The sequence below is a fragment of the Acinetobacter sp. GG23 genome, from assembly GCF_057766365.1.
In genome coordinates, this window is the sequence record NZ_JBYMDJ010000005.1 from 124,693 (window position 1) to 141,025 (window position 16,333).

The following is a 16,333-nucleotide window of genomic DNA, read 5'->3' on the forward strand; positions in this document are numbered from 1 at the left end:
GTGTCATCAACAGCGTCATCGCTATTGCAATCAAAAAATCTTTTATTTTATCCTTCCCTAATATGCAATAAGAATGGTTTTAATTTCATCAATTTAAGTTTATACGCTTTTATTGGTTTTTGTATTTATGATTTTTAAATTTGAATAATATAATGAAATTAAATGAAATAATCGAATATATAAAATAAATAAAAACAGTTGATAAATAGGTAAAATAGGTTTATTTATAGTGTATACACTTTTAATTAAGTATTATTCTAAGCGTTAGATAGGTGCTGGATCGGGCAAGAGGGAAGAGAAATGCCAATTAATAACAGTGAATTCACTCAAAATTTCGAACAAGTTTTAAAACTGTCAAAAGTAGATGAAACACAAACGGTCGCGATTCTAAAAAGTCATTATTCAGATGAGCGTACAGTGAAAGCGGCAATGGATGCTGCATTACGTTTAAAAGCAAAAGTTTTTATTCTTGAGTTGCCTTCATTTAATCATCCGATTGCGATGGGAAATGATATGACAGCCTATTGTGGAGATACTGCACTCACTGGAAATTTGGCTGCACAACGTGCTTTAGAAGCAGCCGATTTGATCATCGATACGATGATGTTGCTTCATTCGCCAGAACAAGAACAAATTTTAAAAACTGGCACAAGAATTATTTTGGCTGTTGAACCACCAGAAGTATTAGCACGTATGTTGCCAACGCTTGAAGATAAACAGCGCGTTATGGCCGCAGAAAAGTTCCTGAAAAAAGCCAAATCGATGCATGTGACTTCGACAGCAGGTACAGATTTTTATGCACCATTAGGACAATATCCAGCCGTGACAGAATATGGCTTTGCCGATGAACCGGGCCGTTGGGACCATTGGCCAAGTGGCTTCTTATTTACATGGCCAAATGAAAACAGTGCAGAAGGAACACTGGTTTTAGATGTGGGCGATATTCTTTTACCGTTCAAAATGTATGTGCGTGAAAAAGTCACGTTGGAGATTAACAAAGGCTTTATTACTAAAATTCATGGTGGTTTTGAAGCTGAATATCTTCGTGATTATATGAAGTATTTTAAAGACCCTGAAGCATACGGTATTTCACATATCGGTTGGGGCTTACAGCCACGTGCGCAGTGGACAGCGATGGGTTTGCATGACAAAAATGATGGTATGTGTATGGATGCACGTGCATTTGATGGAAACTTTTTATTTTCAACAGGTCCAAATACTGAAGTCGGTGGTAGCCGTAAAACTCCGTGTCATATGGATATTCCTTTGCGTAATTGCACAGTGAAATTGGATGACATCATGGTGGTCGAAAACGGCAAATCTTTGCAATTAGAAGGCATGTAACTGACTCAAACTCAGGTGATAAAAACACCTTGGTTTTTTCGGTCAAAACTCAGTAATACGATGGCAGTCTTGATTAAGGAAAATTGAACTGCATCGAGGAATAAATAGTAAAGAGCACTATTTGGAGTGATAAAAATGGAAGTTTTAATTAAAGAAGTCATCCCATTAACTGCACAAATTTTGGGTTTTGAGTTGGTTGCAAAAAATGGTTCAAACTTGCCTGAATTTACAGCCGGTTCACATATTGATTTGTATTTGGACAACGGTTTAATTCGTCAATATTCACTCGCAAATTGTAGTACTGAGTCAGATCGTTATGTGATTGGCGTATTAAATGATAGCAATTCACGGGGTGGTTCAAAATTTATTCATGAAAGTTTTCATGTGGGAAAAACCATTACCATTAGTGAACCACGTAATTTATTTCCTATTTTACCTGCAACCCAAAAAGCAATTTTATTTGCAGGTGGAATCGGGATTACTCCCATTTATGCGATGGCGCATGAATTAAAAGCAAAAAATATTGACTTTGAATTGCATTATTTTTCCAGAAATTATGAAGCTTTAGCTTTTGCAAAAGAGCTTGAAACTAAATTTCAAAACCATGTTTATTTTCATTTGGATGATGATCCGGACACTAAAGTACAAATGAACCTTTTGTTGGATCAACCCGATGAAAATAAACATTTATATGTATGTGGTCCAAATGGTTTCATGGATTTCGTTATTCAGTCAGCAAAAAAATACGAATGGAGTGATACGCAAATACACAAAGAACATTTTGTCGGGGTGAATGTTGAAACGGGGAATGATGAAGAATTTATTGTGGAAATTAATGCTACAGGACAGCAGTTTGTGGTTCCTAAAGGCTTAACGGTCATTCAAGTTTTGGAAGACCATAATATTTTTATTCCCGTTTCATGTGAGCAGGGCATTTGTGGAACCTGTGTCACCAAAGTGGTGCAGGGTGAACCAGACCATCGGGATATGTATTTATCAGAGGCAGAAAAAGCCTTAAATACACAATTTTTACCCTGTTGTTCGCGTGCAAAAACTAAAAAATTAATTATTGAAGTTTAAGTTGTCATCCATTTTTTTGGTTTAGAAATTTAAATCTAAATGGGTGATGAAAGACAGGATCTGAGCGTCATCATTAGAGTGCATGTAAAAAAGATCCTGCTGGATCGATTGAATCGAAAAACTAAGGAGTAGTTATGTTTGATAATAGAGGTGTGGTTTATGTCGGTGCAGGGAAGGTGGATATCCAGAAAATTGGCTATCCTAAAATGCATGATCCACGAGGTAAAAAAATAGAACATGCGGTGATCTTAAAGGTCATTTCAACCAATATTTGTGGTTCCGATCAGCATATGGTACGTGGTCGTACAACGGCACAAGTGGGTTTGGTTTTAGGGCATGAAATTACGGGTGAAGTGATTGAAAAAGGTCGCGATGTCCAAAATTTAGCAATCGGTGACTTGGTTTCGGTTCCTTTTAATGTGGCTTGTGGGCGTTGCCGATCCTGTAAAGAACAAAATACAGGCGTCTGTTTAACTGTTAATCCTGCTCGTGCCGGTGGGGCATACGGTTATGTCGATATGGGCGACTGGGTCGGTGGACAATCTGAATTTGTCATGGTGCCTTATGCCGATTTCAATTTATTGAAATTACCAGAACGCGACAGAGCGATGGAAAAAATTCGAGATTTAACCTGTTTGTCAGATATTTTACCCACAGGATATCACGGTGCAGTCACCGCTGGCGTAAAACCGGGTAGTACCGTATATGTTGCGGGTGCAGGGCCAGTCGGGCTGGCTGCCGCTGCCTCAGCACGCCTTTTAGGTGCAGCCGTGGTTATTGTTGGGGATATTAATCCCGCACGTATTGCGCATGCCAAAGCTCAAGGTTTTGAAGTGGTAGACTTATCGAAAGAAACGCCTTTGCATGAACAGATTGCAGATATTTTAAAAGAGCCAGAAGTGGATTGTGCAATTGATGCCGTGGGTTTTGAAGCACGTGGACATGGCCATGCCGGTGTGCAAGAAGAAGCACCTGCAATTGTTCTAAATTCTTTAATGCAAGTGACACGTGTGGCGGGACAAATTGGTATTCCTGGTCTTTATGTGACCGAAGATCCGGGTGCGGTGGATCAGGCTGCCAAAAATGGCAGTTTAAGTATCCGTTTTGGTTTGGGTTGGGCTAAATCGCACTCTTTCCATACGGGTCAAGCACCTGTAATGAAATATAATCGCCAATTAATGCAAGCCATTATGTGGGGACGTTTAGACATCGCCAGAATTGTAGGTGTGGAGGTCATTGGTTTAAAGGATGCACCGCGTGGCTATAGTGAGTTTGATTTGGGCGTACCGAAGAAGTTTGTGATAGATCCGCATAAAAGTTTTAGTTAGCATGGCTGAAAAGATACAGATTTTCCTTGAATAAAGCGGAATCGCTTATAAGGGGAACATCATGTATAGATTGAATCATGTAAAACTAAAATATGCATAGTGAACTGAATCGATTGTATAGTAATTTAAGGATTACTACACCGAGTGTATTGAAATATTAAATGGATGTTGATATGGAACAAGATACGACCAAAATAGATAATCTGGTTCAGAATAAAACTTTTGGAAAAATTGAACCGTATCATCATGCTGCAGGAGGCTGGGGAGCATTATTAAGTGTTGCACGTAATTTAAAAAAGCAGGAAATTGTTAAAAAAGGCGCGATTACTTTACTCAATGCCAATCAGCCAACTGGTTTTGATTGTCCCGGTTGTGCTTGGCCTGAACAGAAAAACAGCCACGCTTTTAATTTTTGTGAAAATGGTGCAAAAGCCATTGCTTTTGAAGCCACCAGTAAACGGGTCAATGCTGATTTTTTTGCTCAGCACAGCGTTACTTGGTTATCGCAACAGAGTGATTATTTTCTTGAGTTACAAGGTCGTTTGACCGAGCCGATGCGTTATGACGCAGCGACAGATCATTATGTTCCAATCAGTTGGGATAATGCATTTAAATTAATCGCAGAAAAATTACATGCTTTGAACCATCCAGATGAAGCAGCTTTTTATACCTCTGGTCGTACCAGTAATGAAGCTGCGTTTTTATATCAGCTGTTTATTCGCAGTTTTGGCACCAACAATTTTCCTGACTGTTCCAACATGTGTCATGAAGCCACCAGTTATGGTCTGACGGATACCATTGGAGTAGGCAAAGGTACAGTTTCACTCGACGATTTTGAATTGGCGGATGCAATTTTTATTTTTGGTCAAAATCCGGGAACCAACCATCCACGCATGTTGAGCACGTTACGAGCAGCATCACGCCGTGGCGCCAATATTATTTCGATCAATCCGTTAAAAGAACGAGGGTTGCAGCGTTTTCAAGATCCACAGGATAAATTGGAAATGCTGACCAATGGTAGTACTCCAATTAGTCGCAATTATTTTCAGCCAAAAATTGGTGGAGATTATGCCCTTCTGGTCGGCATGATGAAGCATTTATACGAATGGGAGAGTGAGCGTAAATTAAAGGGTCAAGCTTCTCTTTTTGACCAGAACTTTATTCAAAAACAGAGTATAGGTTTCGAAACAGTCTTAGCAGAAGTTGCGCGCACTTCATGGGCTGATATTCATCAGCAAACAGGATTGTCAGCTCAAGAATTGAAGCAACTGGCGACCATGTTTAGTGAGGCGGAACGGGTTATTTTCTGTTGGGGCATGGGTATGACGCAACATCGTCATGGCGTTGCCAATATTCATATGTTGAGTAATTTGCTGTTATGCCGTGGGCATATTGGTCGCCCAGGTGCGGGTGCTTGTCCTGTTCGAGGGCACAGCAATGTGCAAGGTGACCGTACCATGGGCATCAATGAGCATCCTTCTGAAAAGTTACTTGATAATTTAGATCGCGTATTTTCAATGCAAACGCCAAGAAAGCATGGTTTAGGTGTGGTAGACACGATCAAGGCAATGGCTGAAAAGCAGATTCGGGTATTTTTTGCGATGGGGGGGAATTTTTCGGAAGCAACCCCCGATACTTTATATACACATTTTGCCTTAAGACAATGCGAGCTAACGGCGCATGTCGCGACTAAATTAAATCGCAGTCATTTGGTGTGTGGGCAAGATGCCTTAATTTTACCTTGTCTGGGGAGAACAGAAGTCGACCTGCAGAAACACGGACCACAATCTATTTCCGTAGAAGACTCGATGAGTAATGTACATTTATCGGCTGGTAGAAATGAGCCTGCTTCCGAGCATCTCTTATCTGAGCCTGATATTGTTGCGCGCCTAGCAGAGCAAGTCTTGACAAACAGCACGATTCAATGGCGCTGGTATATTGAAAGTTATGATCGTATTCGTAATGCAATTGCAGATGTTTTTGAAGATTTTCATGATTTTAATTTGAAAGTTTATCAGCCAGGTGGTTTTAACTTGGCCCATCCAGCAAATCGGCATGAGTGGCGCACACCAAGTCAAAAAGCTGAATTTATGATGAGCTCATTAGAGGATGTATATGCAGACGATGAACATCGTTTTACAGCACAATATAAAAGCCAAAAAGTTTATACCCTCATGACCATGCGCTCGCATGACCAATACAATACCACCTTATATGGTTTGGATGATCGATATCGTGGCGTGTTTGGGTTACGCCGGGTTTTATTTATGAATGAGACCGATATTTGCGAGGCCGGTTTTGCTGCTGAACAATATGTCGATATTGAAAGTATTTATTCGGATGGTGTAAAGCGGGTGGTTCACCAATTTAGAATTGTACCGTATGACATTCCACGTGGCTGTTTAGGCGCATATTATCCTGAAACCAATCCATTGGTGGCTTTGAGCAGTCATGACAAAAGGGCAAAAATTCCGGCATCTAAAAATGTTCCGGTGATTCTGATTCCTGTAAAGCAGGTAGATATGGCTGAAACTTTGCCCGTTCAGTGTGAGGAAAGTTAAGCCATGTTGCAAAGCGGCCTGTCGTCCACTGGTTTAAATGAGGATGTGGTGACAAAAAAAGCTATTGAAGAGCGCTTAATGGGTTATGAGCCAAGAACAGTCACGCGTATCCAACAAGAATCTAAAAAAACACTTGAAGATTTTGTGGTCCAAGAGTGTCCAGTCGCTTTGGTGTATAACGGTATTTCCCATGTGGTGATGATGGCAACACCGACAGATTTGGTGGAGTTTGCCAAAGGCTTTAGTTTATCCGAAGGGATTATTCCAAATCTGCATGCTTTATATGCGATTGACGTTCAGCACAGTGAACTGGGCGTTGTTATTGAGATGAAGATTGCTTCTAGTGCTTTTGTGCAATTAAAGCTGCAACGGCGTCAATTGGTGGGAAGAAGTGGCTGTGGCTTGTGTGGAATAGAAAGTTTACAACAATTTGAACAGCAACTTCCTCAGGTGGCTACAGCCTTTAATCCACACTGGTTGAATCAAATAGAACCAGCCGTTAAAAATTTAAATCGTCATCAACCGCTTACCGCTTTAACAGGTGCTGCGCATGCGGCTGCTTGGGTGGAGCAGGGGGAAATTAAGGCCATTTTTGAAGATGTAGGTCGTCATAATGCTTTAGATAAATTACTAGGTTATCTTGCAATACAGAACATTCAGGTGGCTGAAGGCTTTGTTTTTATGACCAGTCGTGCCAGCTATGAGTTGATTCGTAAATGTGCTCAATTCAATATTGCAATGTTGGCGACTATTTCTGCACCGAGTACCTTGGCGATTGATTTGGCTGAACAGGCAGGACTCACCTTAGCAAGTTTTTGCAGAGAAAAACGTTTTGCTTTATATACTCAAATTCAGCAGGAAAGTTGAGGTGAAAACTATGTTACCCGAAACGGAATTGGTGATTTTGGCTGGTGGTCAAGCCCTTCGGATGCAAGGAAAAAATAAATTATTACAGCAATTTGATACACAGATACAACTGGTTAAGATTTATCAAGCCTTTAACGCTGAGGTGACACAAGTTTGGGTAAACAGTCATCGTGATCATGCAATCTATCAAAAAATTCAGCCCAATATAAAGTGCTTCTCTGATGAGAATTCAGGTTTTGAAGGGCCATTGATAGGAATGCAAACAGCATGGAAGTATGTGAGTGCAGATTATATTTTGTTCGTACCATGTGATATTACGGTTATTCCAACTTTAATATATCAATCTTTACATCAGGCATTGATACAAAATTCTGCTAGTCTGGTGGCTTATGTCGAAATCAATAACCACGGGTTATATCCATTTTGTTTAATCAAGCGTACGGCTGTGAAGGTGATCGAGGAGCATGTCAGTCAAAAAAAGCTGAGCTTAAAAAGATGTTTTGATGCCCTGAATGCAACCGTCGTCAAGGTCAATCAACCTACAGTTTATTTTCACAGTATCAACTCGGAACTCGAATTAACCCAGTATCAAAACGCGTTGTCCATATGACATGGAAAGTCAGTAAAGTAAAAGTAATGAATTGAAAAGATAGCCCTACGCTATTTATTCAATTTGCAGATAGAGAATGATGAAAATGCAAAATACAGCCTCGCTCTGGGTTGATCAATTTGGCCGAGAAAAACGTAAGTTAAGAATTTCTGTGACAGATCGTTGTAACTTTAAATGTAGCTACTGTATGCCAGAGCATCCAGAGTGGATCAATAAGAAAAATTTGGTCGGTTTTGAAGCACTTTATCAATTCTGTGAATTAATGGTGCAAAGCGGTATTGAGAGCATCCGGATTACCGGGGGCGAACCTCTCATGCGCAAAGGTGTGATGCATTTTATTAAACAATTACAACAGCTCAAGCCTTTAGGCTTAAAACGAATTTCCATGACCAGTAATGGACATTATTTAAAAAAATATGCCTTGGCCTTAAAGCAAGCGGGTTTAGATGATCTCAATATTAGTTTAGATACGCTAGATGCTGGACAGTTTCAGCAACTGACCAAAAATGATTTAGCGCCAGTCCTGAGCGGAATCGAACAGGCACGACAGGTCGGATTGGCTGTTAAAATTAATACGGTTCTCATTCGAGGACAAAATGAAGACCAAATTTTACCGCTTGTGGCATGGGCAAAAGCCAAAAATATGAGCTTACGCTTTATCGAATTTATGCCTTTAGATGGCGATGCACATTGGCAAAAGCAGGATGTGGTCACAGAGCAAGACATACTGACCGTTCTAGCGACCCAATATCAACTTCATTTACAAACTCAAGGAAGCGAACCTGCAAGACGATATTTGCTAGATGAACAGTATGAAATCGGGATTATTTCAACCATTAGTCACGCATTTTGTGGCAGTTGCGATCGTATTCGCATGACCGCTCAAGGTGAGTTATATAACTGTTTATTTGCGACTCAAGGTTTGGCTTTAAAACCTCAATTGGATGTTTTATTGACCAGCTTTAATCTTGAGTTTAAACAGCAGCTGCAACAGAAAATTCAACAGTATATTTGGCATAAAGAATCTGGGTTTGAAGCAATTTATGCAAAAAAACAGCCTCGAAAAATTAGTATGCATATGTTAGGAGGTTAAAATGAGTGAAATTAATATTCAAGTAGAGGCTTATGGCGGGGTCACACGTTTTTTACCTGCCGAAGCGATTCATCTGAAAATGGAAAGTCCAATTCAAATTGAACAGGTGTTAACTCAAATTATCAAAAATTACCCCCAGGCAGAATCGGCCATTTCACTTTGTGCCTGTGCTATAGGAGAGGATATTATTTCACGTCAGAACACGCTTGATTGGGATTGTACCTTGGTTCTGCTGTCACCTGTGGCTGGAGGCTAAAGATGACATTTTCCAGAATTCAAGATACTGCACTGACGGTAGAGAGTTTTGCTTCTATTCAACAATTTCCCCAGTGTGGTGGAATCGGTATTTTTATTGGCACCGTGCGTAATCATCATGAAGGTAAGGTAGTTCAAGCTTTGAAATATACAGCTTATGCACCTGTAGCTGAAAAAATGATTCGGCAAATTGAACAAGACATCCAGCAAAAATATCAAGTACATTATGTGCGGGTGATCCATCGGGTAGGCTATTTGGATATCGGTGAAAAAGCCATTATTGCAATTGCCTATGCGGAACACCGTCGCGAAGCTTTTGCAGCGTGTGAAGAAGCAGTTGAGCGGGTAAAACACGAAGTTCCAGTTTGGAAAGAAGAGTTTTATCTAGATGGAACGAGTCAGTTTGTGTCAGGTTGCTGTATCCGTTATGATCATGCCACAGTCTGAAATTTTAAGCCTAATCAATATATTGTTGTGAATTATTGATTCATCATCCTATCCTGTAAGGCCATCTATACTGCATTTTTTGCTGTAGATTTGTTGATAGGATGAAATACGTATTTATGTTAAGGTCAAAGGAAATGAATAACAGAGTGGTTAATGTGCCTTTAAAGAAAATGCAGGCTAAAAAAAAAATCCTGAAGAGTTAAAAAAGCGGATTCTTGATTCTGCAAAAGAGGAGTTTTGTAGATATAGCTATACAGGTGCGCGTATCGACCGCATCAGTAGTAATGCTGAAACGACAGATCGGATGTTGTACTACCATTTTGGGAATAAAGAAGAGCTTTATCAAATTGTTCTAGAAGAAATGTATAAGGAAATTGTCTTGGCACAAAAAGACTTTCAATTTACCGAAGATAATCCACTTCAGGCCATTAAAGAAATGGTGGCGCAATTATGGAATTATTATTTAACTCATCCTAATTTTATTCGACTGGTGATGTCAGAAAATTTACTGTGTGGCGAGTTTTTTGCAAAATCAGATAAAATTAAACAAGCTCCTTTGGAATTATTAGAAAAAACAGAGACGATTTTACAATTGGGGAAAGATCAGAATATTTTTAAACCACAGGTAAAAGCGGAATTTGTATTGTTAACCATCATGTCGATGGGGTTCTTTTATGTGGGGCATCAATATACCTGTAAGCAATGGTTAGATACTGACATGATGCAATCAGAGGCCTGTAGTCAATGGTTGCAACACATTCAAGAATCTGTAATTAATCAATTGTTAAAATAAAAAGAGCTTATGCTCCTTTTATTTATCTCTATTTAATGTAGATTTTGCCATGTCGTGCGTGTGAACTTGGCAATTTCTGCATTTTGTCCAATTAATGAAAACTTCGCATTTAAGCCATAATCTGGAAGGGTGATCATTTCAGTGGTGATATAACGCAGTCTTGAGTTTGCATTGTCTTTATGGTTTTTAAGGACTTTTCGAACTACTTCTTTACACGGTTCAACTAAGTGGGCAAACCATTCAGAATGCCATTCACCCGGTTCCGGTTTGGTAAATGGGTATAAGATCCCTCGTCCAGGATCGCCTTGTTGTACCTTAAAAGAAGGGCGCTTAGGTAATAATGCTTTGGTTTCAAATGGGTCATGGGGTGCCCAAATGTTACGTGGACCATTGGGGGCAACGGAACGAACTTGTAACCAACGAATAATATCTTGTTCAATCCATTCATCTACCAAATTGTTTGGTTCGAATGGATCTAAAACGATTCTTCTTTGCTGTACATCCTCCAAAATACCTGAAGCCGCAAGTTCTTGCTGATTGCCGATTTTGAAAATCACATGGCTATAATCTAGGGTGAAATTGAAGGGGATACCGCGAGCTTTTACGGCTTGAGCGACCGGTGTAATTCGACGAGGATCTTCACTCCACATATTGACATGCAATTCAAAGCTGGGTTCGACATCTTGTTTCATGCCTTCATCATAGGCAAATAGATAATAATCGATGACCTGCTGGTTGGAAATTTTATTCCCCTGCTGATCATGTGAATACACCATCATATTATGCGTCGTTGCACCAATTTCATTTGAAAGGGCAAAATTTTGTTTTAAGCGTTCATCATCTGTACCCACTTCATATAACCAACTGGTGGTATGTACAGGAAGATCATATTTCTCAATGAGTGATTTGAACAAATCCATTTGATCTGGTAATGGCATACGATCAAAAAAGTTAAAAAATTGTGCCTCTTTCACCAAACGAAATTGTTCGTTAATACTCGGTTCATTTAAGGAAACCGGATGTTCAAAATTTGAATCTTGAACACCGCGACCATTACAACCAATTAAAAGCTCGTTCATTTTAGACCTACTTTTTGACTCTGGTTTTTAAACAACTTCTGTAAAAGGAATATTTTCAAGTTGTTCTTCCTCAATCATTTCTTGCAACATTTGTCGCATTTTGACTGTGGAAACATCAATTGCAATACGGACTCTTTTGAAATCTACAAGTTTGTCTTCATTTTTTTGAATCGCCTGCAAAACCGCTTTATCTTCATCAAATGCCATCCGTAAACCTGCCAAAAGTTTGGCATCTTTTTCTGGGTCTGAAGGAATGTTTTTGACACAAAGCCAATGCTGGATGCAGGTGCGTTCATCAATCGGAGTGATAAAATGGCACGCAAACATTTGGATGCAGTGATCACGATTTCCTTGTTCGGCACCAGTTCCGGTCGGTGCAGAACCGAAGTCAATCATGGCAACCGAAGGTGCAAAATAATGATAATAGTGCCAGCGGTCTACATTTCCACCAAAGTCAACGAGACCCTTAAAAACAGGAATAAGCGGTGAATTATTAATCCAGCGCCAAGTGACCACTCGATCTTCGAGACGCTCATGATGAACAGGCACTTCGCCATGTTCTTTATTGGATAAGGTGGATTGGTGAACAAAAGCAACGTGAGAAGGATCACATAAATTGTCAGCTAAATTTAAATAATTTGCATCGACATGCAATGCATCGCCTAGTACATAACTGTATTGAGGATCATGGAATTCTTTGAGGTCAAAGACTTTAGATTTATCGGCTTTTTCCTCATCCCCCATCCAGATCCAAACCATGCCCATATTTTCGGTGACAGGATAGCTACGAACTTGAAGATTAGAAGGAATGCGGCGTTGCCCCGGAATTTTTTCACATTGTCCAGAACAATCAAAAGTCATACCATGGTAACCGCATTCGATTGAATCACCAATTAAACGTCCAATTGAAAGGGGGGCAAGGCGATGTGGGCATGCATCTGAAAGTGCAGCAATGTCACCATTTACTTTACGGTATACAACAATATCTTCTTCAATAACAGTATGACGTTTTAGGCTACGTTCAACATTGCTTGACCAAGTTAATGGATACCAAGTATTTCTTAAGTATCTGCTCATTATCAATCTCCATTTGTATTCTGATCGTTGTGATCAAACTATTTAATTTCTCACGTTTCAATCATGAAATCGTTTTACTCAGAGACAGAATTAATCCTTGGCTTGTTTCGGTATGGCTATTTTGACTAGCGCGCTACATGCCAAAATTTTGATGGACTTTGAGTAAAGTGAAAAATTAACTTTTTGTTTTTTTCATCCTGTATGGCAAACCTGAATGACTATAGATTTGCACGTGATTCTAAAATCACATCCCTGATAAGTTCATGCTTATTTCTTTACGTTTAAATAAAAAAATTATTGAAGTGAACACTTAACATAACCCTAACTTAAAACGTTATTGAACAAAGCGCAACCACTTTTTGAAGAAAATACTTAAATAATTTTATCAATTTAAAACCGATAAAATTTTCTTGTTATTTTATAATAATATAGCTTACAAACTTTTAAATTTATAACCAAAATGGATTTGATTTAATTTTTGTGAAAAAATAAAATTATAAGTTGTTGAATTTAAATTATAATAATATATTAAAATGTATTTTTTAAACTGTGTTTTTTATGAGATAATTTAAATTAAAGTTATTGCACTTTAATTTAGCTTTTTCTCTCGTTCTATGAATCGAATAAAGTAGGGCTTAAATAATTAAATAGAATTTAAAGCTTGGGTTTAGGAGTACAAGCTATAAATATTGTTTTAGAAAGTAGTCCTTACATTATATTCGAATATGAAACTAATATTTATAAGAAAAATTACCTGGAAATTGATCCAATTTTTTTCTCTCTTTGCTCAGATCAGCTAAAAAAGCAGTAAATACATGTTAGTTTGAATGGCTTGAACAATAGGAATACGTAATGAAAAATGTCGGGATGAAGGCAGAGAGTTACCGGACTGCAGTGGCGACAGGAATTCTGCACGCACCGCCACATTGCATTGAGTTGCTCCGTAACGGTAATACTGAAAAAGGTGATGCTTTAAAGACGGCACGCATTGCGGGAATTTTAGCGGCGAAACGTACTGATGAGCTGATTCCGCTGTGTCATCCATTGCCGATTTACCGTGCCGATGTGGAATATGAACTGTTTGATGCCCATGTCGAGATTAGCGCAGTTGTCGAAACCATTGGGCCGACCGGGGTGGAAATGGAAGCCTTGACCGCAGTCAGCCTGGCCGGGTTAACGCTGTATGACATGCTGAAACCGCATTGTGAACCGGAAGATTTATGCCTAGATCAGGTTAAGTTGCAAAAGAAAAAAGGCGGCAAGTCCCATTTTACCCGTGCCTTAAAAGAAGCCTTGCCGGCTTCGGTCATCGTGCTGTCCGATACCGTGGCTGCGGGCAAGAAACCGGATACTGCGGGACAGAATGTGCTGGAAATTTTGCAGGAAGCCAATTTCAATAATATTTCATATCAAGTGATTCCAGACAGTCCGGAACAGTTACTCGAACTGATCGCACAGCAAAAAAATCACTATCCACTGATTTTAACGGTGGGTGGTACCGGGCTGGGGCCAAAAGATTTGACCGTCGAAACCCTTCAGCCTTTATTAAAACGGGAAATTCCCGGACTGATGGAAGCCTCGCGCAGTTTTGGACAAAAGCGTACTCCGTATGCCGCCTTAAGTCGTGGCGTAGCCGGTTACATCGACAACAGTCTGGTGATGACCTTACCGGGCAGCCGTCAAGGTGCCAAAGAATCCTTAATTGCAGTACTGCCTGCCTTGGTACATTTATTCGATGTACAAAAAAACATTCCCCATGCAGGAGGATATGAATAATGTCGGGATGCGGTGCTGAACAGGGATTGATTACGGTAGATCAGGCTTTGAAACTCATTTTAAATCAGACCAAATCCTTAATGCCTGAGACTGTTGAATTAAATCAGGCTTTAAACTGCTATTTGGCAGAAGATATTTATTCCGCTATCAATCTGCCCTTATTTTCTCAAAGTGCGGTGGACGGTTATGCCATATGTGCAGAATCTGCGATTGAACCGCATACCGAATTTGAACTGATCGGTGAGATTCAGGCCGGGCATCTGTCTGAATTGCAGCTTAAGGCAGGCCAAGCGGTTCGAATTTTTACTGGCGCTAAAATTCCATTTGCAACCACCACGGTGGCCCGTCAGGAAATTGTTCATGTTGTTGATTCAACCCGAATTGCCATAACTGAACACTTAAATGCCAATGCCGACATTCGCGATGTAGGAGAAGAAATTTCAGTCGGGCAAATACTGGCGAAGAAAGAACAACAACTCTCTGTGGGTGCAGTGGCTTCTCTAAGTATGGCGGGCATTCAAACGGTTGAAGTGTTTCAATATCCCAAAGTTGCAGTAGTGATCACGGGGGATGAGGTAGCGAAAACACTAGAGGATTTTGCAACAGGTAAAATCTTCGATGCCAACGCACCCTTGATCCACGCTTGGTTTCAGAATCAAGGACAGCAGGTGGAAATTTTCCATGTGGCAGATACCGAAGCAGCGGTAAAAACCTTACTGCAACATCTATCGCAAAGTTATGATCTGGTTTTAACTACCGGTGGTGTGTCAGTCGGGGATTATGACTTTATTCGACCCGTGACTTTGAGTTTAGGTTTTGAACAAATTTTTTGGAAAGTCAAACAGAAGCCGGGCAAGCCGATGTTCTTTGCAGAATTAATCCGAGATGACCAAACAATTTGCTATTTATTGGGACTGCCGGGAAATCCCGCAGCAGTTTATGTGGGTATGCAAATTTATACGGCAACTTTGTTAAAGGCCTTGCAAGGACAAAAACAGCCGCCGAATTGGTTCAGTGCAGTACTGACTCATGATCTGAAAATGGATGCAAGAGAACGCTTTTTAAGAATGTCGGCCAGCTTTGATCAGGGAATGTTACAGGTTAAAAGTTTGTCTAGACAACAGTCGCATATGCTGAGCAATTTAATGCAGGCCAATTGTCTGGTCAGAATTCCTGCGGGCGTTGCGTTATCTGAAGGACATATTGTCCAAGGCTTATTTATTAGCTGAGACTTTATTAACTGAGACGGAAAATACAGATGAAAAAATTCCTGTTTTTATCAATGTGCCTCGCTACGACATTTTCCTCAGCCCATGCCGGGGTAGTCAAAGTCTATGCGGCCGCAAGTCTCAGCAATGCCATGACCGATCTCGCCAAGATTTACCAGGCCAAACATCCGGAAACTAAAATTGTATCTGTATTTGGTGCTTCATCCGCTTTGGCAAAACAGCTGGAAGCAGGTGCGAGCAGTGATGTGTTTTTTTCGGCCGATCAGGACTGGATGAATTATTTAGTGCAAAAAAATATCATCAGTTCAAACTCGGTCAAACCTCTGCTGTTTAATCAACTGGTGGTGATCAGTCCGAAAAATCTCAATATTGCATTTAAGCCACAGTCCAATTTTAATTTTGCCCAGGCATTTAAAGGACATTTATGTACCGGGCAAATGCAATCTGTTCCTGCGGGTAAATATGCCAAACAAAGTCTGATAAAACTGAACTGGTTAAACAGTCTGAAGGGTCGCATTGTCGGGACAGAAGATGTCCGTTCAACCTTGGCTTTTGTGGAACGTGGTGAATGTGAGGTAGGCATAGTCTATAAAACAGATGCACTCATCAGCCAGAAAGTCAAAATAATTGGAGTTTTGCCGGACAATTCCCACAGCCCGATTGTTTATCCACTGGCGTTGACCAAACAGGGTGCAAAAAATAAAGAAGCCCTACAATTTGAACAGTTTGTAAAAAACAGCCATCCCGCCAAAAATATTTTCCAGAAATATGGCTTTAAGCTGAAATCCTAGGCA

Annotated in this window: 14 protein-coding genes and 1 pseudogene; 13 read left to right on the forward strand and 2 right to left on the reverse strand. The window is 40.0% G+C overall.

What is annotated here, in order from left to right:
* Positions 1-300: 300 nt before the first annotated feature.
* The 10 genes and pseudogenes from AC3CAU_RS10125 to AC3CAU_RS10170 all read left to right on the forward strand — a co-directional run bounded on the left by AC3CAU_RS10125 (position 301) and on the right by AC3CAU_RS10170 (position 10,378).
* The gene (locus AC3CAU_RS10125) at positions 301-1,344 is read left to right on the forward strand and encodes a 2,5-dihydroxypyridine 5,6-dioxygenase (RefSeq protein WP_131218425.1); all 1,044 of its coding nucleotides are present in this window, start codon (positions 301-303) and stop codon (positions 1,342-1,344) included.
* Between the two features lie 135 nt (positions 1,345-1,479).
* The gene (locus AC3CAU_RS10130; RefSeq protein ID WP_131218423.1) at positions 1,480-2,424 is read left to right on the forward strand and encodes a PDR/VanB family oxidoreductase; all 945 of its coding nucleotides are present in this window, start codon (positions 1,480-1,482) and stop codon (positions 2,422-2,424) included.
* A gap of 134 nt (positions 2,425-2,558) precedes the next feature.
* Complete coding sequence (fdhA, locus tag AC3CAU_RS10135) at positions 2,559-3,752, forward strand: formaldehyde dehydrogenase, glutathione-independent (protein WP_131218421.1); 1,194 nt, start codon at positions 2,559-2,561, stop codon at positions 3,750-3,752.
* A 161-nt stretch (positions 3,753-3,913) separates the two neighbouring features.
* Positions 3,914-6,259 (forward strand): annotated as a pseudogene (locus AC3CAU_RS10140) (FdhF/YdeP family oxidoreductase); the annotation flags it as partial.
* A gap of 117 nt (positions 6,260-6,376) precedes the next feature.
* Positions 6,377-7,180, forward strand: coding sequence for a formate dehydrogenase accessory sulfurtransferase FdhD (gene fdhD, locus AC3CAU_RS10145; protein WP_447054481.1), 804 nt, complete (start codon positions 6,377-6,379; stop codon positions 7,178-7,180).
* Between the two features lie 10 nt (positions 7,181-7,190).
* Positions 7,191-7,790 carry a molybdenum cofactor guanylyltransferase gene (mobA, locus tag AC3CAU_RS10150; RefSeq protein ID WP_131218444.1) on the forward strand — a complete coding sequence of 200 codons (600 nt, stop codon included), beginning with the start codon at positions 7,191-7,193 and terminating at the stop codon, positions 7,788-7,790.
* Positions 7,791-7,866: 76 nt separating this feature from the next.
* A complete protein-coding gene (moaA, locus tag AC3CAU_RS10155) occupies positions 7,867-8,883 on the forward strand; it encodes a GTP 3',8-cyclase MoaA (RefSeq protein WP_250697892.1) in 1,017 nt (338 codons plus the stop codon).
* A 1-nt stretch (position 8,884) separates the two neighbouring features.
* On the forward strand, positions 8,885-9,139 hold the full coding sequence (locus tag AC3CAU_RS10160; protein ID WP_131218417.1) for a MoaD/ThiS family protein: 255 nt from the start codon (positions 8,885-8,887) through the stop codon (positions 9,137-9,139).
* A gap of 2 nt (positions 9,140-9,141) precedes the next feature.
* Positions 9,142-9,585, forward strand: coding sequence for a molybdenum cofactor biosynthesis protein MoaE (locus AC3CAU_RS10165; RefSeq protein WP_131218415.1), 444 nt, complete (start codon positions 9,142-9,144; stop codon positions 9,583-9,585).
* Between the two features lie 211 nt (positions 9,586-9,796).
* Complete coding sequence (locus tag AC3CAU_RS10170) at positions 9,797-10,378, forward strand: TetR/AcrR family transcriptional regulator (RefSeq protein WP_131218414.1); 582 nt, start codon at positions 9,797-9,799, stop codon at positions 10,376-10,378.
* 32 nt (positions 10,379-10,410) lie between these two features.
* On the opposite strand, the gene AC3CAU_RS10175 is transcribed toward AC3CAU_RS10170, so the two are convergent.
* Both AC3CAU_RS10175 and AC3CAU_RS10180 read right to left on the reverse strand, forming a co-directional pair.
* Positions 10,411-11,457 carry a xylose isomerase gene (locus AC3CAU_RS10175; RefSeq protein ID WP_131218412.1) on the reverse strand — a complete coding sequence of 349 codons (1,047 nt, stop codon included), beginning with the start codon at positions 11,455-11,457 and terminating at the stop codon, positions 10,411-10,413.
* A 27-nt stretch (positions 11,458-11,484) separates the two neighbouring features.
* Entirely contained in the window at positions 11,485-12,534 is a 1,050-nt protein-coding gene (locus AC3CAU_RS10180; protein ID WP_131218410.1) for an aromatic ring-hydroxylating dioxygenase subunit alpha, read from the reverse strand.
* Positions 12,535-13,386: 852 nt separating this feature from the next.
* Here AC3CAU_RS10180 and moaCB point away from each other — a divergent pair.
* From moaCB to modA, 3 genes are read left to right on the forward strand one after another with little or no spacing between them, the layout of a single operon-like run.
* The gene (gene moaCB, locus AC3CAU_RS10185) at positions 13,387-14,310 is read left to right on the forward strand and encodes a bifunctional molybdenum cofactor biosynthesis protein MoaC/MoaB (RefSeq protein ID WP_424621221.1); all 924 of its coding nucleotides are present in this window, start codon (positions 13,387-13,389) and stop codon (positions 14,308-14,310) included.
* A complete protein-coding gene (locus AC3CAU_RS10190) occupies positions 14,310-15,539 on the forward strand; it encodes a molybdopterin molybdotransferase MoeA (protein WP_447052830.1) in 1,230 nt (409 codons plus the stop codon). Before moaCB ends, AC3CAU_RS10190 begins: the two co-directional genes overlap by 1 nt.
* Before the next feature lie 29 nt (positions 15,540-15,568).
* Positions 15,569-16,330, forward strand: a complete 762-nt coding sequence (modA, locus tag AC3CAU_RS10195) for a molybdate ABC transporter substrate-binding protein (RefSeq protein WP_447054468.1) — start codon at positions 15,569-15,571, stop codon at positions 16,328-16,330.
* Positions 16,331-16,333: the final 3 nt, after the last annotated feature.